A 21,961-nucleotide genomic window follows, 5' to 3' on the forward strand; every position below is an offset into this window, starting at 1 on the left:
CCCACCTCCGATACCACCGCCGGCACTTACATGCTGTAGCTAGTGCGCGGCGTCGTGCCAGTTCTGTCCGCTGCCAACCGAAACACCCAGCGGAACACGCAGATCATAGGCGGAGCCCATCTCGTGGGTCACGAGGTTTTCGACCCCCTCGCGCTCCCCCTCGACGACCTCCACCACGAGCTCGTCGTGCACCTGCAACAGCACCCGGGAGCGGTACCCGCCCTCGGTCAGCGCCGCGTCCACCTGGAGCATCGCCACCTTGATGATGTCGGCCGCCGACCCCTGGATCGGAGCGTTCAGCGCCATCCGCTCCGCCATCTCCCGCCGCTGGCGGTTGTCACTCGTCAGGTCCGGCAGGTAACGCCGCCGCCCCAGGATCGTCTCGGTGTAACCCACCTTGCGGGCCTGGTCCACCACCTCGTTGAGGTAGTCACGCACCCCGCCGAACCGGGCGAAGTAGTCCTCCATCAAGCGCTTGGCCTCGTCCGGAGCGATCCCCAACTGCTGCGACAGGCCATAGGCGCTCAGCCCGTACGCCAACCCGTAGCTCATCGCCTTGATCCGGGACCGCGCCTCACCGTCGACCTCGTCCACACCGATACCGAATACCTGCGCGGCCATCTGCGCGTGGAAGTCGTAACCGCTGTTGAACGCGTCAATCAGCGCCTGCTCACCCGACAGGTGCGCCATGATGCGCAACTCGATCTGACTGTAGTCCGCAGTCAACAGCTCCTGGAAACCCTCCCCGACCACGAAGGCCCGCCGGATCCGCCGCCCCACGTCCGTACGCACCGGGATGTTCTGCAGGTTCGGGTCCGTGGAACTGAGCCGACCCGTCGCCGCCACCGTCTGGTTGAACGTGGTGTGGATGCGACCGTCGTCCGCGACCGTCTTGATCAGACCCTCGACAGTAGTACGCAGCTTCGTCTGATCCCGATGGTGCAACAGCACCCCCGGCAGCTCGTTGTCGGTCTGCGCCGCCAGCCACGCCAACGCGTCGGCGTCGGTCGTGTACCCGGTCTTGATCTTCTTCGTCTTCGGTAGCTCCAGGTCCTCGAACAGCACCTTCTGCAGCTGCTTGGGCGAACCCAGGTTGAACTCGTGCCCCACGACCTCCTGCGCCCGCTCCACCGCGCCGCGCGCGGCCGCAGCGAACTCCGCCTGGAGGCCCTCCAGGTACTCGCGATCCGCGGCGATCCCGACCCGCTCCATCCGGGCCAGCACGTCCACCAGCGGCAGCTCCACCTCCTGCAACAGATGGCTGCCGCCCCTCTTGTCCAGCTCCGCGGCGAGCACACCCGCCAGGTCCCGGGTGGCCGCGGCCCGCACCGCCAACCAGTGGCCGCGCCCCGCACCAGCCTCCTCACCCAGGTCCAGCGTCATCTGCGCACCGTCGGAGTCCTCCTCCAGCTCCCGGCCCAGGTACTTGCGGCACAGGTCGGCCAGGTCGAACCGGCGCTGCCCGGGCTGTGCCAGGTAGGCCGCCAGAGCCGTGTCGCTGACCACCCCGCCCAACGTCCACCCGTGCGCACCCAGCGCCAGCAGGGCGCCCTTGTACTCGTGCACGGTCTTGCGGCGCCCCGGGTCAGCCAGGAACGCCGCCAGCGCCTCGTTGTCGGCCGTATCCAACTGCGTGGGGTCCACGAACAACGACGCGCCGCTCGGCACCGTGACCGCCAGCGCGTCCACCCGCCCGGCGCCCTTGTCCCAGGTGCCGTCGATCGCCACCCCAGCCGGGGCCTCCGCGGTCAAGCCCTCGCCGGCGGCATGCTCGGCCAGCCACCCAGCGACCCCGCCCGTCACACCGACGGTCACGTCCACGGCGAAGCCCTCAGCGCCGTCGCCCTCAGCGTCTCCAGCGGAATCCTCGCCCGCGCGGATCACCGCGTACAGGCGCTCACGCAGGTTGGAGGCGAACTCCAGGTTGTCGAAAAGCGCGTCGATCCCCGCCCGGTCCGCCTCGCCCAAACCCAGCTCGGCCACACCGGAGTCCAACTCCACGTCCGTGGCCAACCGGTTCAGCCGCTGGTTGCGCAGCACGTCGTCCAGGTGATCGCGGAAGTTCTGCCCAGCCTTACCCGGAACCTCGTCCGCACGGGCCACCAACTCGTCCAGCGACCCGAACTTCGTGATCCACTTCGCCGCGGTCTTGGGCCCCACCCCCGGCACACCCGGAAGGTTGTCGGCCTTCTCCCCCACCAGCGCCGCCAGATCGCGGTACCGCTCAGGGACGACCCCGTACTTGTCCTCGACCGCGGCCGGATTCATCCGGCGCAGATCCGACAGGCTCTTGCCCGGATACAACACCGTGCAGTCCTCGGTCACCAACTGGAAGGCGTCCCGGTCACCGGAGGCGATCAACACCTCCATACCCGCGGCACCGCCCTGGTGCGCCAGCGTGGCGATCACGTCATCGGCCTCAAAACCCGGCGCCGACAGGTTCGCCACACCGATCAACCGCATCAGGTCCTGCGTCAACGGCACCTGCGACGGAAACTCCGGCGGCGTCTCCGACCGGCCGTCCTTGTACTCCTCATACTCCTCGTGCCGGAACGTCGGACCGGACAGGTCCCACGCCACCGCCACATGAGTGGGCTCCTCATCACGCAACAGCTTCACCAGCATCGACGCGAAGCCGTACACGGCGTTGGTGGACTGCCCGGTACTCGTACCGAAATTCTCCACCGGCAACGCGAAGAACGCGCGGAAGGCCATCGAATGGCCGTCCAAGAGAAGCAGACGGGGCCGCCCGCCGTCGGCCTGGGCTGATTGTTCGGGGGTCTCTCGCTTGGTCACCACAGAACAAATCCTAGGATGCGCTGCAGACACTCCGTGGCCAACAACGCGGGAACACCGCCACCGCCCGGCCGGTTCGACCGGGTACGGGGCCACCCGACCGGACCGAAAGGCACACCATGACCACAGACGCCGAGGCACTACGCGAACTCCTCGACACCGGAGCACTCGTCGGCGGCCTGGGACAGCACATGGGCATCGACATCACCGAGGCCTCCGCGGAACGCGTCGTGGGCCGCATGCCGGTCGAAGGCAACCGCCAACCCTTCGGGCTCCTCCACGGCGGCGCCTCCTGCGTACTCGCCGAATCCCTGGGATCCGTCGGCTCCACCATCCACGCCCAGACCTTCGGCCGCGTCGCCGTGGGCATCGAAATCAACGCGACCCACCACCGGTCCGCCACCAACGGCCACGTCACCGGGGTCGCCACCCCCGTCCACCTCGGCCGCACCCTCGCCACATGGGACATCACCATCACCGACGACCAAGGCAAGAAGGTGTGCACCTCCCGGCTCACCTGCATGCTGCGCGAAGCCCCCACGTCCTGACACACCGCGCCCCGGGCCAGATGACCACAGGTCCGGGGTAGCACCCCCTCGGCAGGCATAAGCAAACCCACCAAACGACGTGAAGCACCCCTAACGGAGCGAGCACCCACGCACACTCCAACACTGGACGAACACGCACTCACAGGCCACCAGCCCTAACACCCAGCTACCACACAGCCACAGTCAGGCCCGAACCTGTCGACCAGCCCCCACCACGGCTACAGACTCATAACAAGCCGAAGGCGACTAAGCCGCAACACCCCCATACACCTTCCACGGGAACCCGATACCTGATTAAGCTCCGCTAACGCTCCTGATTAAGGCACCCCGCACAACACGGGCCTCAGGACGCACTAGCACCAACTGCACCATCAGCACGCCTGCACCACGCAGACCGTGCAACGCCGGTTGAACGGAGCGACCACCATCATGGCAAGCAAGAAGGTCCTAGGACTCACTGCCGCCACCACGGCCCTGGTACTGGGGCTGTCCGCGTGCGGCAACGGCGACGCCGACGACGGCGGTAACGGTGGCGAGAACGGCGAAGCCGCCGAGGAGTTCTCCTTCGGCATCCTCTACCCCCAGACCGGCGCCCTCGCCTTCCTCGGCCCGCCCCAGATCACCGCCGCCGAATACGCGATCTCCGAGATCAACGAAGCGGGCGGCATCCTCGGCACCGAAGTCCCCGACATCGTCGAGGGCGACGAAGCCGGCGACGCGGCACAGGCCAACGAAGCCGCCAACAACCTCGTCGCGGAAGACGTCAACGCCGTCATCGGCGCCGCCGCCTCCGCCATGACCCAGGCCACCTACGACACCATCACCGCCGCCGAAACCGTCCAGTGCTCCGGGTCCAACACCGCACCCGACCTCAGCGAGATCGACGACAACGGCTACTTCTTCCGCACCGCACCCAGCGATCTCCTCTCCGGGCCCGTCATGGCCCGCCAGATGGTCGACGACGGCCACGTCAGCGTCGGCATCGTCGCCCGCGCCGACGACTACGGCGACGGCTACCTCGGCGCCGTCGAAGAAGAGCTCGAAGCCCTCGGCGCCGAAGTGGTCACCACCGAGACCTACGACCCCGACGCCACCAACTTCGACTCCACCGTCAACGCCATCAGCAGCGAAGACCCTGACGCCGTCGCCCTCATCTCCTTCGAAGAGGGCGCCCAGGTCATGGCTGAACTGCTCGAAGCAGGTGTCGAAGGCGACCAGCTCTACATCACCGACGGCCTCAACGACCCCGACCTCGGCGAAACCGTCAACGAGGACGACCCGGACGTCATCAACGGCACCACCGGCGTCGCCCCCGGTGCGGACAACCCCGAGTTCAACGACGGCCTCCGCGCGTTCAACGAAGACCTCGACGTCTTCCAGTTCGCCCCGCAGGTCTTCGACTGCGTCACCGCGATCGCCATCGCCGCCGAATCCGCCGGATCCGTCGAGCCCAACGAGTACGTCGAGCACCTCCCGGAGATCAGCCGCCCCGAGGGCACCGAGTGCTTCACCTTCGAGGAGTGCCGCGACCTCCTCAACGAAGACGAGGCCATCGACTTCCAGGGCACCAGCGGCGACATCGACTTCGACGACAACGGAGACCCCACCTCCGCCACCTTCGAGGTCTTCCACTACGGCGACGACGGCCACGAAATCCTCGGCTACGAGGAATACGCCGTCGACGAGGACTAAACCCGTAACCGCCAGAGAACACACCGTTCCCCGGTAGGAGACACCGTCAGCGACACGCACCGTGCGCACCACCCGGGGGTGCGGGCCAACAGCCCGCACCCCCGGGTACCGGTGTCCGACCTCTCCCACAGCGAACACCCCATCCCCCGGCACGGCAGCGCACCGGCGCTCCGTGCCTCGTCCATTTCGAACGGAGTGATCACGCCATGGCCCGAAGCAAGGCACTCGGCCTCACCGCGGCCACAACCGCACTCGTACTGGCACTGTCCGCGTGCGGAGACGGAGACGGAGACAACGGAGAAAGCGCAGCCGAGAACGGTGACACCCTCGACTTCGGCATCATCTACCCGCAGACCGGACCACTCGCCTTCCTAGGCCCACCCCAGGAAGCCTCAGCCGCCCACGCCATCAACGAAATCAACGAAGCCGGCGGAGTCCTCGGCACCGAACTCCCCGACCTCATCGAAGGCGACGAAGCAGGCGACGCCGGACAGGCCAACGAAGCCGCCAACAACCTCGTAGCCGAAGACGTCGACGCCGTCATCGGCGCCGGCGCCTCCGCCATGACCCAGGCCATCTACGACACCATCACCGGCGCCGAAACCGTCCAGTGCTCCGGGTCCAACACCGCACCCGACCTCACCGAGATCGACGACGGCGGCTACTACTTCCGCACCGCACCCAGCGACCTGATGGCCGGCCCCGTACTAGCCCAGCAGATCCAAGAGGACGGCCACGTCAGCGTCGGCATCGTCGCCCGCGCCGACGACTACGGCGACGGCTACCTCGCCGCCGTCGAAGAAGAACTCGAAGCCCTCGGCGCCGACATCGCCATGACCGACACCTACGACCCCGACGCCACCAACTTCGACGCGGTCGTCAACAACGTCTCCAGCGCCGACCCCGACGCCATCGCCCTCATCTCCTTCGAAGAGGGCGCCCAGCTGCTCGCCGAGCTCCTCGAATCCGGAATCGACGGCGACCAGCTCTACATCACCGACGGCCTCAACGACCCCGACCTCGGCGAAACCGTCAACGAAGACAACCCGGACATCATCACCGGCACCACCGGCGTCACACCCGGCGCGGACAACCCGCAGTTCAACGAAGGCCTCCTCGAGTTCCGCGACCTCGACGTCCTGCAGTTCGCCCCACAGATCTTCGACTGCGTCACCGTCATCGCCCTCGCCGCCGAAGCCGCCGAAAGCACCCAGTCCTCCGACTTCGTCGACCACATCGCCGACGTCACCCGCCCCGAAGGCACCGAATGCACCACCTTCGAAGAGTGCCGCGACCTCCTCAACGAAGGTGAGGACATCGACTACCAGGGCGTGAGCGGCGACATCGACCTCGACGACAACGGCGACCCCACCTCCGCCACCTTCGAGCTCTTCCACTTCGACGACGACGGCTACGACATCCTCGACTACGTCGAATTCACCTACGACGACTAACCCAGCCAGCCCAGCCAACCCAACCGACCCAGCCACCACGAGACAACGGGCCCGGCGCACGGCACCACGCGTCGGGCCCGCCCCGTCCCCGAGCACGCCCCCATCCCCCGCCACCCCCCGATACCCGACCAGAGGGCCCCTGCACCCGGCCCCGACCGCCTCGCGAACGGACCACCAACCATGCCCACCACCAAGGCCCTACCCCTGCCCCTGACCGCGGCCACCCTCACACTCGTCCTCACCCTCACCGCCTGCGGCGACGACGGCAACGGCCCCGACATCGGCAACGGCGACAACGGAGCATTCACCTACGGAATCCTCTACCCCCAGACCGGCAACCTCGCCTCCCTCGGCCCGCCCCAGCTCGCCGCCACCGAATACGCCATCTCCGAAATCAACGAAGCCGGCGGCATCCTCGGCAGCGAAGTCCCCGACCCCGTCCAAGCCGACGAGACCGCGGACCCCGGACAAGCCAACGAGGCAGCCAACAACCTCGTCGCGGAGGACGTCAACGCCGTCATCGGCGCCGCCGCCTCCGCCATGACCCAGGCCACCTACGCCAGCATCACCGGCTCCCAAATCGTCCAGTGCTCCGGCTCCAACACCGCACCCGACCTCACCGAGATCGACGACGACGGCTACTACTTCCGCACCGCACCCAGCGACCTCCTCGCCGGCCCCGTCCTCGCCCAACAGATCATCGAGGACGGCCACGACAGCGTCGCCGTCATCGCCCGCGCCGACGACTACGGCAGCGGCTACCTCACCGCCGTGGAAACCGAACTCGCGAGCCTGGGCGTAGACGTCGTCATGACCGAGTCCTACGACCCCGACGCCACCAACTACGGCGCCGTGATCGACGCCATCATCGAAGCGCAGGCCGACGCCATCGCCCTCATCTCCTTCGAGGAAGGCGGCGAGCTCATGGCCACCCTCCTCGAGAGCGGCCACGTCGACGGCGACCAGTTCTACCTCACCGACGGCCTCAACGACCCCGACCTCGACCAGACCATCGGCGCCGACGGGCCGGAGGCCATCAACGGCACCACGGGAGTCGCACCGAGCGCCGACAACCCCGAGTTCAACGACGGGCTCCGCGAGTTCAGCCCCGACCTCGAGATCTTCCAGTACGCGCCCCACGTCTTCGACTGCGTCACCGCGATCGCTCTCGCCGCCGAATCCGCCGGATCCGCCGAACCCAGCGAATACGTGGGACACCTCGCCGAGATCAGCCGTCCCGCAGGCACCGAGTGCCACAGCTTCCAGGAGTGCCGCGACCTCCTCAATGAAGACGAGGACATCGACTACCAAGGCGTGAGCGGCGACATCGACCTCGACGACAACGGCGACCCCACCTCCGCCACGTTCGAGCTCTTCCACTTCGGCGACGACGGATACGACACCCTCGGCTTCGAGGACTACTCCACGGACGACTAACTCGCCCGTAGACACAGGCATAGCTGTGGGCGTAGGAGTAGGCGTCGCTGCAGGCGTCGCTGTAGGCGTAGGCCTAGCTGTAGGAGTAGGCGTCGCTGTAGGAGTAGGCGTCGTTGCAGGGACGCGCACGTCAATAGGGGGCAGCTCCGCCGGGTAGCCCCGGGGAATCTCACCCCGGGGCCCCCACAGAACCGTGCGTAACAATCTCTCGTTACACGGCTCTTGTCGCTCTGGTCACCAGACCCGTGGGACGTGCGTGCTCCAAGCCCAGTGAGCGAAGAACCCGGGCCGTCTTGCGACCGCCTGATTCCACGCGTCCTGAGCCCGCTTGCGTCCCCGCAACCGCCTGTACTTCTTACGCATCCACCGCATCACGTAGGCATTGATACGTTCCAGGAGGGGATATAGGGCCGACCGATAGAAGGCCCCGTAGTAGGCCATCCAACCCCGCACGACCGGGTTGATCCTCTCGGCGAGGTCCGCCTCGCTCAGGTGAGTGCGATGGTGCAGCCTCCAGGACCGCACCCGGCCACCGATCCCCTTCAGAGCCTGTTTGCTGATCGCTGGTAGGAACGACAAGAACATCGTCCCGTCCCTGCGCTGCGCGGACCGACGACAGAACGTGAACCCCAAGAACGTGAACTCGGTGTGCTCATACGAGCCCCACCGGTTGGCGTCCTGGCAGTACACGATCCTGGTCTTGTCCGGATGCAGCTCCAGCCCGACCTGACCCATCCGCTCGGTGATCGCCGCGAGCACATGCCGTGCTTGGCGCTCACTGACGCAGTGAACCACCACATCATCCACATACCGCTCGAACGCGATGGTCGGGAAGGTCCGAGCCATCCACGCATCGAAGGCATAGTGCAGGAACACATTGGCCAGGATCGGTGAGACCGCTGACCCCTGGGGGTCCCACGGTCTCGCTCTTGCGTGGTCCCATCAGGTAGCAGCAGCGGGGCCTTGAGCCACCGCTGCACATACAACGCCACCCAGGATTGGGACTGGTCGGTGTGCGCGGCGACCGCTTTGAGGACCAGATCCCACGGGACGCTGTCGAAGAAGGCGCGGATGTCCAGGTCGATGACCCAGTCCGCTTTCCAGCAGCGCCTACGGCACTGGCCCACCGCGTCGATCGCCGACCGCCCCGGGCGGTACCCGTAGGAGTCGGGGTGGAAGGCGGGCTCGGCCGCCTCTTCCAACACCGACGCCACGACCGTCTGAGCGATCCGATCCGCCACCGTGGGTACGCCCAACAAGCGAACGCCCCCGTTCGGTTTGGGGATCGGCACCGCACGCACCGGAGGTGGAAAGTAGGAGCCTGAGGACATTCGGTTCCAGATCTTGTAGAGGTTGTTCCTCAGATCCTTCTCGAACTCCTCGATGGACACCTCGTCCACCCCCGGCGCACCCTTGTTCGCTCTTACCTGCTCATACGCCTCCCAGACAGAATGTTTGGAAATAGCGAACGGTTTGTCTGATGCTTTCAACTCGCTCATACGACTCCTTCCAGGATGACACCTGGTTGATCGAATAAACACAGTCACGAACGACCCGGCCCCTTCGCTCCGCCCCTATTACGGGGGTTTCACCACTACTACGGGCCGGTCCGCCAGCGCACCTGGCCTCGGTACTCAATCCCTTGCGGTTTCGGGCCGCTTGGGGGTCTCCCTCTCCCCTCCACCCCTGGGGGGTGGGGGCGTGTCCAGGTGCGCCTTCTCCTGTTCCGCGCGGAAGCCGCAGGTCGGGCTCGCGTCGCCTGTATGCCGGACACCGCTCGGCCAGTAGGCGGGTTCCCGCCGAGCTTGTCCCGGGATTGTGTTGACACCCCGGTTTTGATGCCAATTAACATTTTCGACACGTCAGCAGCGATTCACTTGCGTTCGCCTTCCCGACCCCTACCTGACACATCTTGTGTGCCTTTTCCTCATCGCTCACCACGACAGTCGTTAGCTAACGCGGCATGAGGTGGTTTGAAGCCTCCCCCCGCAGGGCGGCTCCGAAGGGCCACAAATCCTTCATCTTCCGTGCAGCACCGCTACAAGAAGAATTCCTACATACGTCTTCCTTTCACGTTCAGGACACAACAACACCGTTGTCTTTGGGCGTTGTGGGCTGCCCTCATGGGTTGGGGATTCCTTCCGGGCTGGGGTGTCCTCCTTTCCCGCCGCCCGATTGTGGCCGTCTCCGCTACGCGCCTCAAGGTCGTCGCCATCGAGCGCTTCGCGCGTCATTGGCGCTCCACCTTGACCCGCTCCGCTACGACGGCAGGTTGGCGGCTATCGGGAAAGGGGGACGGGTGGTTGAGGTCCGAGCGGCCCCGGCCTGGCGGCCGGGCAACCCCGGTCGGCCTGACGGCCGATACCTGCCACGCCGCCGGAGCGTTGACGAGTCGGGTGTCACGGCCGGTCATGGTGTGCGGCGAACCCCTCGGGAGGGCGCCAGGGCATCGGGGCGCGTGGGGGCGTGGGCCGGTAGGGCCTTGGCGGGGGTTACCGCTCCTCAGATGTGGGAGTGGGTGTGAGGGCTGGCTCTGGGTCGGGGTCCCCGTCCGGGTCCTTACCCTTGTTGTTGCTTCCCCGGTTGCGGTGGGAGGGGCGGCCCTGCCAGACGGGCTGGTCGGGGTTGGTCTCCCTGCGGTACTTCAACCGGTTGTGGTCTGAGCACAGTGGCTGGATGTTGTCCGCGCTCGTGGACCCGCCGGCCGAGAAGCTCCTCTTGTGGTCGGCCTCCGAGCCGCTGGCCGGGGTGTTGCAGCCCTGGTACCAGGCGCAGGTGGTGTGCCCGAACATCCCCGCATCCCGCAGGGCGCCCGTGGCGTTGCGCTGGGTGCGGCCCACATCCAACACCGTCTCCCCCTTCGGGGAGGTGATCATCCGACGCAGCACACTGTTGGGGGCCAGGGCACGGATCGCGGCCATGGAGACCACCTGCCCATCCTGCGTGGCCGCAGGACCCGCGCCCTCTTCCTGGTTCTGGAGGCCGAGGAAGGTGGGCAGGGGCACCATGATGTTGATCATCGCCACCGCAGCACGCTTGCGACCCCGACCGCCCTTGCCCTTGCTGTCCTTGCCCTCCCCGGTACCGGCCTCGGCACCCTCAGCGTCCCCGCCCTGGGCACCTTCGGCACCCTCAGCGTCCCCGGTGGGGTTGTGGGCGGAGCGGACCAGGTTCATGAACGCGTCATACATCCGCTCCGAAGCCGACACGTGCAGCCTCTCGGGGTCATAGGCCACCTCGTGGGCCTTGAGCTCACGCTGGATCTCCTCGGCGTGCTCACTCGGACCCCACAGCTCGACCAGGAAGCTCGCATCAAAGGTACGCACCAAACGCGCACCACGCGCATCGAAGGCAGCCTGGTACTGCTCTTCCACCACAGCAGGGTTGTACTGGGCCAACAGCTCCCGGCCCAGCCGAGCGATGTGGGAAGTCGACATCGCCGGCTCCTTAGCCTTAGCGGCCACGATCCCGGCCTCCATCATCCGCCGAAACTCCCCGGCATCGGGGTGGCGGCCGGTGTTGCGCGCCCCCACCGCCCTCTCAGCGGCCCGGCACACCGCCACCGCCTCCCCAATCGACAACAACCCAGAGTCCAACCCCTGGCGGGTGGCGGGCAGCTCCAGGGCGAAGAGCCGGCGGGCCAGCTCGGCGCGCCCGTTGGCCTCAACGGGGACCATCCCCACCGAGTGGATCAGCCAGTTCTGCACCGACCGCTGCCCACCGGCCTCCAACAGAGTGCCGGCCGCTTCCAGCTGGGCCAGGCGCAGCAGCATCGCCAGCTGGGCCTGTTCCATGTCCTCGCACACCTGCGAGATCACATCCAGGACCTGACCGGCCGCACCGGTCGGGGGCACTTCCGCCACTTCCGCAGCGATGTTCTTCCGGGCGGCACCCATGGCGGTCGCGGCGGGTGTATTGCCCGCCGTGTTCCCGCACTGCCCGAAAGAAGAAGTCATGGCTCAAGGATATCAAGAAGGGCGTAGAAAGGACCTACCCTGGGGGTGATAAAACACTTACCCGGCCACCCCGACCCGCCTTTCTGTTCCCCAAGGAGAAGCCTTCCAGAAAAGGGCCTCGGCCCCCCGTGCGCATTCCTGGGCAAAGCGGACATATGCGCGCCCGAATGGTGATGATCTTGCCTCTGTCTCCACTCTCGACGGCCGAGGGTGGAGACAGAGGCAAGATCATCGGGGTTTTCGCCTCCCGCATTGACCGGCCGCGACACCCGACCCGTCAACGCTCCGGCGGAGTGGCCCACCGGCCGCCAGGCCGCGCTGTTCGGGGTCCGCCGCACACCTTGACCGGCCGCGACACCGCCAGGCGTCAACGCTCCGGCGCAGGGGCAGGCATCGGCCGCCAGGCCGACAGAATCAGTTTTTCGGGCGAAGCCCGAATTCGCCACAGGCCTCAACCACCCGTCCCCCTTTCCTGATAGACGCCAACCCGCCGTCGCAGCGAAGCGGGTCAAGGTGGAGCGCCGTTGACGCGCGAAGCGCTCGATGGCGACGACCTTGACGCGCGTAGCGGAGACGGCCACAATCGGGCGGCGGGAAAGGAGGACACCCCAAAGAACAAAGGACAGCCCAACCAAAAGGCCGCCGAAAAAGAGGGCCACAGGAGCCAGAAAACAAAGAAAGGGGACGGATCCCATATTGAGATCCGCCCCTTCTCACGCCCACAGGGGGCGCTCAACACACCCACAGCAGGCGATAAAACCTCTACCCGGGCTGGCACTTTTTGGACCTTTTTGGCCCTTTTTAGCCCTTGGCGAGGGTTCCCAGGTACAGCTCGATCACGTTCGGGTCATTCAAAAGGTCCTGGCCCGAACCCGAATAGGCGTTGCGGCCCTGATCCAGCACATAACCGCGGTCGCAGATCTGGAGGCAACGGCGCGCATTCTGCTCCACCATCACCACGGAGACACCCGTTGCGTTGACTTCCTTCACACGCTGGAAGACCTCCGCCTGGAACATCGGCGACAGGCCCGCGGTCGGCTCGTCCAGCAACAGCACCGACGGGTTCATCATGAGCGCACGGCCCATGGCCACCATCTGGCGCTCACCGCCGGACAGCGAACCGGCCTTCGCACGGCGCCGCTTACCCAGCATGGGGAACAGGTCCGCGACCACCGAGAACTGCTCATGGAACGCCTTCGGCCGAAGGAACGCCCCCATCTGGAGGTTCTCCTCGATCGTCAACGACGGGAACACGTTACGCGTCTGCGGAACATAACCCACACCGCGCTCCACCAGCGTGTGCGCGGCCAACCCGGAAATACTCGATCCCCGCAGCGTCAGAGCACCGTCACGCACCGGAATCAGCCCGAAGATCGCCTTGATCAGCGTCGACTTGCCGGCACCGTTCGGACCGATGATCGCCACGACCTCACCCTCGGTGAGTGTCAGCGTGCACCCGTTCAGGATGTTCACGCCCGGCACATAACCCGCTACGATGTCCTTGGCCAACAGCAGGTAGTCCTCCGGACCACCCACCTCCACGGCCTCAGCCCGAGCCTGCTCCAGGATCTCCTCGCGGTGCTCCTGGACGACGACGGCCTCTTCGGCCTCCTCCGGCAGAACCTCGGGCTCCGGGCGTACGTCCCCGTTCTCAGTCATCAGCACTCCCCTGGGCCTCGACCTCGTCCTCCTCGACACCCAGGTAGGCGTCGATCACCTGCTGGTTGGACCGGATGTCCGAAGGACTACCCTCCGCGATGACCTGCCCCTGCGCCAACACGACGATCCAGTCACTGATCCCCATGATCACGTCCATGTCGTGCTCGACGAACAGGACCGTCTTACCCTCATCACGCAACGACGTGATGTGGTGCAACAACGACTGCACCAACGCCGGGTTCACACCCGCCATCGGCTCGTCCAACATGATCATGCTCGGATCGGTCATCAGCGCACGAGCCATCTCCAACAGCTTGCGCTGACCACCCGACAACGAACCCGCCATGTCCTGGCGCTTGTCGATCAGCCTGAACCGCTCCAGCAACTCCATCGCCTTCGCGGTGTTCGCCTTCTCCTGACCGCGCCAGGCGGGCCGCAGGAACGCCCCGGCCATCCGCTCGCCCAACTGACCGGGAGCACCCAACAACATGTTGTCGAGCACCGTCATCCGCGTCAGCGCCTTGGTCAGCTGAAAGGTCCGCACCATCCCGGCCCGCGCCACCTGGTGGCCGCGGCGGCCGTTGATCCGCCGACCCTCGAACGACCAGTTGCCGCCGTCGACCCGGTCGAACCCGGTCAACAGGTTGAACAGCGTCGACTTACCGGCACCGTTCGGACCGATCAGCGCCGTGATCGTCCCCCGCTGCACCTCCAGGTGACCCACGTCCACGGCGGTCAGACCACCGAACGAACGCTTCACACCATCGGCCACCAGGATCGGATCCGACTTCACCGAACCCGGCTCCGGAACGGCACCCGCCATCCGGTCGACCTCGACTGCCGCACCCGCGGAGGTGTTCACCTCGTCACTTGACATTGATCATCATCTCCTTGCGGTCACCGATGAGGCCCTGCGGCCGGAAGACGATCAACAGCACCAGCATCAGACCGACGAACGCCAACTGGATCGCACCGTAGTCCGGACCCGACAGGAACGGCAGGTAGCCCTCACGACCCAGCCCCCGCAGGAACCCGTCCGTGAACTGCATCAGGAACCAGAACGCCATCGAACCCAGGATCGGGCCGACCACACGACCAGCCCCGCCCAGCAGCAGGATCACCCAAAGGAAGAACGTCACCTGCGGCTTGAACTGGTCCGGCTGGATCGCACCCTGGTGCAGCGCCAGCATGCAACCCGCCAGCGCACCGATCATGCCTCCCAGCACCAGCACCTGCATCTTGTAGGCGAACACGTTCTTTCCGAGGCTGCGAACCGCATCCTCGTCCTCACGGATGCCCTTGATGACCCGACCCCAAGGGCTGTGGATCAACGCCCAGGTCAGCAGCGCCATCAGCGCCACCAGACCCCACGTCACCGTCATCAGCCACATGTGGTTGCCACTGAACGTGAACACACCGAAGCCGTAACGCTCACCCGGATCGAACAGTACGTTCCATGTGCGGAACTCCGCGGACAGGTTCTGCAGACCGTAGACACCCTTGGTCAACGGCTCCGCGAAACCCGCCCGGTACACCAGCCGCAGCACCTCGGCCGCGGCGATCGTCGTGATCGCCAGGTAGTCCGCACGCAACCTCAGCGTCGGGATACCCAACAACAGCGCCAACACCACCGAAGAGGCGAGGCCCACCAGGAACCCGACCACCAGCGGCAGGTCGAACACCGCGACGCTGATACCGACGCCGTAGGCGCCCACCAGCATGAAACCGACCTGACCGAAGTTCAGCAGGCCCGTATAACCGAAGTGCAGGTTCAGGCCGATGGCCGCCAACGCGTACACCGCGGCGACCGGCCCCACCGCGGATCTGGCGGCCTCGGCGAGGATCATGAAAATATCCATCTTCTACCTCTCCTAGCCGACCCGCTCGCGCCGACCGAGCAGACCCTGAGGCCTGACCAGCAGCATGAGGATCATCAGGGCCAGAGCCCACGCTTCCATGAGCTGTGTGGGGAACCACAGGGTGGACAGCATCGCCACCAGGCCGACGGCGATACCGCCGACCATCGCGCCGTAGGCCGTACCCAGGCCGCCGAGGATCACCGCGGCGAACATGAGCAGCAGCAGACGGAAGCCCATCTCGTAGTCCACGACCTGGTTCAGGCCGAAGAGCACACCACCCAGCGACGCCAGACCGCCGCCGAGGAACCACACGTACAGCGTCACCCGGTCCACGTCGATACCCGACGACTCCGCCAGGTCCCGGTTGTCCGAGACCGCGCGCATCGCCTTACCGATGCGGGTGAACTGCAGCAGGCACGCCACCAGCACCAGGACCGCCGTCGCCACCGCCATGATCACCAGGTCGCGCGGCGGCATCGACACCGGGCCGATGTGCACTAGGTCCTGCACCTGGTAACCGGCGTACCGCGTCCGGTTCGCCCCGAAGAGCGCCAGAAGAACGTGCCGCAGCACCAGCGCCAGACCGATCGAGACGATGAACATCTGGATCAGCGCAGCGTTCCGCCTCCTCAGCGGACGCCACAGGTAGCGCTCCATCGTGCCGCCCAGGACCGCGCCCATGACCACCGCGATACCGGCCGCCGCCCACAGCGGCACCCGCCAACCGAGGTCGTCACCGAGCACGCCCATGAGCGTCGCCAAGGCGATACCGCTGATGAGCGAAGACCACTGGAGGATGATCAGCGTCGTCCGGTTGAGCTTGCCCTCCAGGAAGGCACCCAACAGGACCGCGATCCCCAAACCGGCGAAGATCGCCAGCAGGGAGTTGCCCATCCCCGCGGCGCCGGTACTGAACAGCAGCGCCATCATCGCACCGAAGGTGACCATGTCCCCGTGCGAGAAGTTGATGACCTGCGTCGTACCGAAGATCAGCGAGAGACCGATCGCGGAGATCGCGATGACCAGGCCGAACAGGAGACCCGCGGCGGTGAGCTGCACGAAGCGCTCACCGAAGCCGCCGGTGACACCCTCGACCTCGACCCCCTCGTCGGCGGGCGAGCCGTCGTCCTCTTCCTCCACGGCCTCGTCGTCAGGCGAAGCCTCGTCCTCCACGGCGTCGTCCGGCTCGGCCGGGTCCTCCAAGGCGATGATGAGGGGCCGCTGTTCGTCGGTGCCGACCTCGATCTCTGCCTCACCGTCGGCGAGGAGCTCCGTCTCACGTACGGCGAACTCGCTGGGGACGGACTCCTGGTCCACCACTACGCGGTAGTCGCCCGGTCCGGGCAACTCCACTTCCCAATTTCCATCAGAGTCGGTTTCCACCGCATCGATCTCGTCATCACCCTCGAAGACCGTGATCTGGATGCCTTCGACACCCTGATCCCGGTCGTCCGGCTGACCGATCTGACCGTGCAGCGACTCACCGCCCTGTTCGTCTGCCGTCGCCACTGCCCCGGGGATCACCAGGAATGCGGTGATCAGGGCGAGCAACACGGTCACGAGGCGTGTGCGCACGCGCGCTCCTTGCGCATCTGAGGTTGGCGGGTCCCGGATGACAGGCATTCGGGGCCCGCTGTCCATTAGCTGTTCGGTGCGGCGAGTTTAGCCCGATTTAGGCTGGTCATTCAGCACCACTTAAGCCACGTGATCCAACCGTCACCCCATTGTGCGCTAGCGAGACCAAACCGGTACATGATCCGGGTTGACCCTGAACGTGTGTCTAACAATCGGGCCTTAGAATCAGCCGATCTGCGCACCATCCTCACTGTTCGTGCGCGAATGACGACACGGCAAGACCAGCAGGGGCCGCACCCGGTCGGGTACGGCCCCTGCGTCAGCACAACGGGGGGATCGGCCGGTCAGGCCTGCTGTCCCCCCAACGTCTCGACGACCGTCTCGGCGACCTTGCGCATGGTCAGCCGACGGTCCATGGAGTTCTTCTGGATCCACCTGAACGCCTCGGGCTCACTCATCCCGTGGCGGCTCTGCAGCAGCCCTTTGGCCTGCTCCACGAGCTTGCGCGTCTCGAGACGGTCCTGGAGGCTGCTGACCTCCGCCTCCAGCGCCGCCAGTTCGGCGTAGCGGGAGGTGGCCATCTCGATCGCCGGAACCAGGTCCGACTTGCTGAAGGGCTTGACCAGGTAGGCCATGGCCCCCGCTTCGCGCGCCCGCTCTACCAGCTCCCGCTGGGAGAAGGCAGTCAGGATCACCACCGGGGCGATACGCTCCCCGGCGATGCGCTCAGCGGCGGAGAGTCCGTCGAGCACCGGCATCTTGATGTCAGTGATCACCAGGTCCGGCTTCAGCTCCTGGGCAAGCCGGATAGCGGCCTCCCCGTCGCCGGCCTCCCCGACGACGGTGTAACCGTCCTCCTCGAGCATCTCCTTGAGATCCAGGCGGATCAGGGCCTCGTCTTCCGCGATCACCACACGGCTCTGCGTCCTCGTCACGTACACGAGGTTACAGAGATCAGCTAGTATGCTGTGCGTTGGCCCCGGCAATGCAGGTCAATCGTGACTTCACCGTTGACTGCCTGCCGCCGGACCAGCAGTAGAAATATTTCAGAGAATGACTTGACAAATCTACCTCGCCCCGGTAGGCCAAGGGCAGAGCCGATGGTCTCAAACACCATACAGTGTGGGTTCGAATCCCACCCGGGGCACCAAGGCCATCCGAAACGGATGGCTTTTTTGCTGTTCAGGGGTCCCCTAGCCTGGAAATGTCGGATGCGTGAGCAAACATGCACTCCATGTACTCACCGCATGTCAGGCGCGAAGCTACCTCCCTGATCGACTCCGGTATCTCCTACGCGGAAGTCAGCCGTCGTATGGGGATCAATCGGTCCACGCTCCGGAGCTGGGCCCTCGACCGGTCACTCGTTGACAAGTACGTGGGCACCGACCTCTGTCCTCGATGCGAACCCGTACCCGGCTTGCCCAAGCGAACGGATGCCTACGGCTATCTCTTGGGCCTCTACCTCGGCGACGGATGCCTCACCCCGGCTGGAGATCCCACAAAGGGGGTCTGGCGGCTGCGGGTGATGTGTTCCGGCACCTGGCCGGGGCTCATCGAGCTCTGCGCGGGGAGCATGGCGGCGATCCGTCCGGACCACAAGGTCTCCCGGGTTCCCGCCCCCGGTTGCACCGAAGTGCACAGCAATTGGAAGCACTGGCCCTGTCTGTTCCCCCAGCACGGGCCCGGCAAGAAGCACGATCGAACCATCGTCCTGGAGCCTTGGCAGCGGACCATCGTCGAGGAGCACACGGAGGAGTTCGTTCGAGGGCTGGTGCACTCTGACGGATGCCGGGTGGTCAACCGCATCAAACGCACTCTCCCAGGCGGCGGCGAGCGGCACTACGAGTACCCGCGGTACCACTTCACCAACGTCTCCAACGACATCATCGGGTTGTTCACCGACGCCCTGGACCGGCTGGATATCCCCTGGAAGGTCCACTCCAGCAAGGTGAAGGGAACTCACCGATACAAACACGTCGTGTCGGTCTCACAGCGGGACGCGGTCGCCCGGATGGACGCGTTCGTGGGCCCCAAGTACTGAGGGCCCAGCTGCCGCTCTCCGCGGGGCCGTCGAGGCGGCAGAGCTGGCTGAGGACGCCGCCGCGAACGGGTGACAAGACCGGCGCGGGGCAGTCTGGCCAGAACCCCCGTAACTACCCGACCTTTTCGGGCCTAAATGGGCCTTTTGTCACTTTATGTTGGCAAAAGCTGGCTGAACCGGTCACATCACGGCTACAACCTGAGTACAACCCGTGGGTATGGTCGCCCGGAAGGCCCCGCGTCCCTGATCCTGGAGGTCTGAAAGCCCTGACTGGAGGGGCTTGTTGAGGAGAGGGGCGAGGGGTGCTGACCGCGGTGGCCGGGGTGATCGGCGCGCTGGTGATCGGGGCGTGGGTCGTGGTGGCCTGGGGGTCCCCTCGGCGGCTTCCTTGGCTGTGGACCCCGGTGGCCCTGATCGCGGTCCTCCTCGTGGCGTTTGACCTCCCCGGGTGGTCGTTCCTGCCCCTGGTGGTGTTGGCGGCGGGTTCCTTCGCGGAGTTGGTGGTGGGGTCGCGCGAGTCGCCCATGATCCGCACCAAGGACCCTGACGCGCCGTTGAGTACCGAGCGGTGGGCCGCCGCGGTGGCGGCGCCGTTCCGGGTGGCCCTGGCCGAGCCCTGGGACGTGTTGGCGCGTCCGACGCTGCGTCGGCGCTACCGGCGGATGCTGGAGCGCCAGTGGGACGTGGTGGACCGGGAGTCGCTGTTGGCGGCCGTGGACACCCTCTTGGAGGAGTTGCACCGGGGTCCGACGCTGGATCTGGCGGTGGATCTGCGGGCGGGGACGGCCCGGTCGCGGTTGCCGTTGGCCCAGGGCGGGAGTGACACCGGTGCGACGGTGACGCTGGGCCCGGAGCAGGTGGCGCGGTTGCGCAGGGTGACGGGTCTGGCCGACGGCGATGAGACCGTGATCATCGGCGCCTACCAGTGGTGGAAGTCGGTGCACGTGATCCGGTTGGCGTGCGGTGGGGCCACTCTGGACTGGTTGAGTCCGGTGGAGACGCAGACGCTGTTGCGGCGGGTGGCGTCGGATCTGCAGCGCCGCTATTCGTCGTGGGGCCAGTTGTCGACGGCTTTCCACGCCGGTTACCTGTTGTGGCCGACGAAGGGTGTGGAGGGCGACCACGGGGACGCTGACCGGGTGTGGGTGGCGTTGGGTCTGTTGGACGAGGATCCGAGGAGCCCGTGGAACCTGTTGCCGTGGGACATGCCGTTGGACCGGGTGCCGTTCGAGGGTGGCGGGGTCTCCTCCAACCACGAGTGAGCCCGCCGGCGACGGCGGCGCTCCCCCTACTCCCCTGCTGCCCGTAGACGGCCCTGTTCTGTCCTCGGCTCCGGAAGCAGCCCCGGAAACGGCACTGGCCGCACCGGTCGGCCCGGAGAGGGCGGCGCGGCTCATACGCCGTCCTCCGGGCCGGACCTGATGCGGCCCGACGGTGGCGCCGTTCAGGGCGCCGGGTTGCGCGTCAGCTGTTGCCGAGGGCGACGGCGTCGCCGAGGCGGTGGACGCGCAGGGAGTTGGTGGAACCGGTGGTTCCGGGCGGGCTGCCGGCGACGATGACGACCTTGTCGCCCTTGTGGTAGTCGCCGAGCTGGAGCAGCTCGCTTTCGACCTGGCGGACCATGTCGTCGGTGTTGTCGACCCAGGGGACCTGGTTGCTTTCGGCTCCCCAGGTGAGGGAGAGCAGGCCGCGGGTGCTGTATTCGGTGGTGAACGCGATCAGCGGGATGGGTGACCGGTAGCGGGCGAGGCGCCGGGCGGTCTCGCCGGACATGGTGAAGGCGACGAGGGCCTTGGCGCCGACGGTGGCTCCGATTTCGGCGGCGGCGCGGGCGATGGCTCCGCCGGTGGTTTCGGGTACCCGGTTGAGGATGTGCGAGGCGCGCAGGGATTCCTGTTCGGCGGCGCTGACGATGCGTGCCATGGTCTCGACGGTTTCGACCGGGTAGGAGCCGACGCTGGTTTCGCCGGAGAGCATGACGGCGTCGGCGCCGTCGAGGACGGCGTTGGCGACGTCGGATGCTTCGGCGCGGGTGGGTCGGGGTGCGCTGATCATGGATTCGAGCATCTGTGTGGCGACGATGACGGGTTTGGCCTTGTCGCGGCAGCGTTCGATGGCTCGTTTCTGCACCATGGGGACGTTTTCGAGGGGGAGTTCGACGCCGAGGTCGCCTCGGGCGACCATGACTCCGTCGAAGACCTCGATGATGTCGTGGAGGCGTTCCACGGCTTGTGGTTTTTCGATTTTGGCGATGAGGGGGACGGTGATGCCCTCTTCGTCCATGATGCGGTGGCACTCTTCGGCGTCTGCGGGGCTGCGGACGAAGGAGAGGGCGACCATGTCGGCGCGGTTTCGGAGTGCCCAGCGCAGGTCGTCCTCGTCCTTTTGGGTGAGGGCGGGGACGCTGACGGCGACTCCGGGGAGGTTGAGTCCCTTGTGGTTGGAGACGGGTCCGCCGAAGATGACGCGGGTGTGGATGTCGGTGCTGGTGGTTTTGGTGCATTCCAGCACGACGCGGCCGTCGTCGATGAGGACGCGGTCGCCGGGTCGGACGTCTCCGGGGAGTCCTTTGTAGGTGGTGGAGACGCGTGTGGTGTCTCCGGGGATGTCTTCGGTGGTGATGGTGAACTCGTCGCCGTCGGCGAGTTCGATGGGGCCGTCGGGGAAGGTGCCGAGGCGGATTTTGGGTCCTTGGAGGTCGGCGAGGACTCCGACGGCGCGGTTGGCGTCTTGTGCGGCCTGCCTGAGGTTGGCGAGGCTCGCGTGGTGGTCGTCGTGGGTTCCGTGGCTGAGGTTGAGTCGGGCGACGTCCAGGCCTGCGTCGACGAGGCGCCGGAGGGTGTCCGGGCTCGAGGTGGCGGGTCCTAGGGTCGCAACGATCTTTGCTCGACGTGTCACGTCTATCACTTTAGAGCGTCTGGGGGATGGAGTGGTCTAAACCAGG

At 66.3% G+C, this 21,961-nt stretch carries 15 protein-coding genes, 1 tRNA gene and 2 pseudogenes; 7 read left to right on the forward strand and 11 right to left on the reverse strand.

Going from position 1 to position 21,961, the window contains the following annotated elements; translation table 11 throughout:
* Positions 1 to 39: 39 nt before the first annotated feature.
* Positions 40 to 2,799 carry a DNA polymerase I gene (polA, locus tag ACYVDG_RS09645; protein ID WP_460748491.1) on the reverse strand — a complete coding sequence of 920 codons (2,760 nt, stop codon included), beginning with the start codon at positions 2,797 to 2,799 and terminating at the stop codon, positions 40 to 42.
* Positions 2,800 to 2,915: 116 nt separating this feature from the next.
* On the opposite strand from polA, the gene ACYVDG_RS09650 reads away from it, so the two are divergent.
* From ACYVDG_RS09650 to ACYVDG_RS09665, 4 genes are all read left to right on the forward strand, one after another.
* A complete protein-coding gene (locus ACYVDG_RS09650) occupies positions 2,916 to 3,344 on the forward strand; it encodes a PaaI family thioesterase (RefSeq protein WP_460748496.1) in 429 nt (142 codons plus the stop codon).
* Between the two features lie 429 nt (positions 3,345 to 3,773).
* Positions 3,774 to 5,036, forward strand: a complete 1,263-nt coding sequence (locus ACYVDG_RS09655) for an ABC transporter substrate-binding protein (protein WP_460748499.1) — start codon at positions 3,774 to 3,776, stop codon at positions 5,034 to 5,036.
* Between the two features lie 206 nt (positions 5,037 to 5,242).
* A complete protein-coding gene (locus ACYVDG_RS09660) occupies positions 5,243 to 6,490 on the forward strand; it encodes an ABC transporter substrate-binding protein (protein WP_460748502.1) in 1,248 nt (415 codons plus the stop codon).
* 180 nt (positions 6,491 to 6,670) lie between these two features.
* The gene (locus ACYVDG_RS09665; RefSeq protein ID WP_460748505.1) at positions 6,671 to 7,927 is read left to right on the forward strand and encodes an ABC transporter substrate-binding protein; all 1,257 of its coding nucleotides are present in this window, start codon (positions 6,671 to 6,673) and stop codon (positions 7,925 to 7,927) included.
* A 234-nt stretch (positions 7,928 to 8,161) separates the two neighbouring features.
* Here ACYVDG_RS09665 and ACYVDG_RS09670 read toward each other — a convergent pair whose 3' ends face one another.
* From ACYVDG_RS09670 to ACYVDG_RS09710, 9 genes and pseudogenes are all read right to left on the reverse strand, one after another.
* Positions 8,162 to 8,512: a group II intron maturase-specific domain-containing protein gene (locus ACYVDG_RS09670; protein WP_460748510.1), complete on the reverse strand. Its 351-nt coding sequence runs from the start codon at positions 8,510 to 8,512 to the stop codon at positions 8,162 to 8,164.
* A gap of 45 nt (positions 8,513 to 8,557) precedes the next feature.
* A pseudogene (locus tag ACYVDG_RS09675) lies at positions 8,558 to 8,827 on the reverse strand (reverse transcriptase domain-containing protein); the annotation flags it as partial.
* 83 nt (positions 8,828 to 8,910) lie between these two features.
* A pseudogene (locus ACYVDG_RS09680) lies at positions 8,911 to 9,426 on the reverse strand (reverse transcriptase domain-containing protein); the annotation flags it as partial.
* A 993-nt stretch (positions 9,427 to 10,419) separates the two neighbouring features.
* Complete coding sequence (locus ACYVDG_RS09685; RefSeq protein WP_460748515.1) at positions 10,420 to 11,883, reverse strand: HNH endonuclease signature motif containing protein; 1,464 nt, start codon at positions 11,881 to 11,883, stop codon at positions 10,420 to 10,422.
* 801 nt (positions 11,884 to 12,684) lie between these two features.
* Entirely contained in the window at positions 12,685 to 13,542 is an 858-nt protein-coding gene (locus ACYVDG_RS09690) for an ABC transporter ATP-binding protein (RefSeq protein ID WP_460748518.1), read from the reverse strand.
* A complete protein-coding gene (locus tag ACYVDG_RS09695; RefSeq protein WP_460748521.1) occupies positions 13,535 to 14,419 on the reverse strand; it encodes an ABC transporter ATP-binding protein in 885 nt (294 codons plus the stop codon). The genes ACYVDG_RS09690 and ACYVDG_RS09695 overlap by 8 nt, the downstream gene beginning before the upstream one ends.
* Positions 14,409 to 15,332: a branched-chain amino acid ABC transporter permease gene (locus ACYVDG_RS09700; RefSeq protein WP_460748525.1), complete on the reverse strand. Its 924-nt coding sequence runs from the start codon at positions 15,330 to 15,332 to the stop codon at positions 14,409 to 14,411. The genes ACYVDG_RS09695 and ACYVDG_RS09700 overlap by 11 nt, the downstream gene beginning before the upstream one ends.
* An 81-nt stretch (positions 15,333 to 15,413) precedes the next feature.
* Entirely contained in the window at positions 15,414 to 16,976 is a 1,563-nt protein-coding gene (locus ACYVDG_RS09705; protein ID WP_460748529.1) for a branched-chain amino acid ABC transporter permease, read from the reverse strand.
* A 344-nt stretch (positions 16,977 to 17,320) separates the two neighbouring features.
* Positions 17,321 to 17,890: an ANTAR domain-containing response regulator gene (locus tag ACYVDG_RS09710; RefSeq protein WP_460748642.1), complete on the reverse strand. Its 570-nt coding sequence runs from the start codon at positions 17,888 to 17,890 to the stop codon at positions 17,321 to 17,323.
* A 160-nt stretch (positions 17,891 to 18,050) separates the two neighbouring features.
* Between ACYVDG_RS09710 and ACYVDG_RS09715 the strand changes: the two genes are divergently transcribed.
* The 3 genes from ACYVDG_RS09715 to ACYVDG_RS09725 all read left to right on the forward strand — a co-directional run bounded on the left by ACYVDG_RS09715 (position 18,051) and on the right by ACYVDG_RS09725 (position 20,279).
* Positions 18,051 to 18,126: transfer RNA gene (locus ACYVDG_RS09715), tRNA-Leu, on the forward strand.
* Positions 18,127 to 18,210: 84 nt separating this feature from the next.
* Positions 18,211 to 19,017, forward strand: a complete 807-nt coding sequence (locus ACYVDG_RS09720; protein WP_460748534.1) for a transposase — start codon at positions 18,211 to 18,213, stop codon at positions 19,015 to 19,017.
* Positions 19,018 to 19,319: 302 nt separating this feature from the next.
* A complete protein-coding gene (locus tag ACYVDG_RS09725) occupies positions 19,320 to 20,279 on the forward strand; it encodes a DUF1266 domain-containing protein (RefSeq protein WP_460748537.1) in 960 nt (319 codons plus the stop codon).
* 202 nt (positions 20,280 to 20,481) lie between these two features.
* Here the strand turns inward: ACYVDG_RS09725 and pyk are convergent, their stop codons facing one another.
* A complete protein-coding gene (gene pyk / locus ACYVDG_RS09730; RefSeq protein ID WP_460748541.1) occupies positions 20,482 to 21,915 on the reverse strand; it encodes a pyruvate kinase in 1,434 nt (477 codons plus the stop codon).
* Positions 21,916 to 21,961: the final 46 nt, after the last annotated feature.

This window comes from Nocardiopsis oceani (assembly GCF_054777395.1).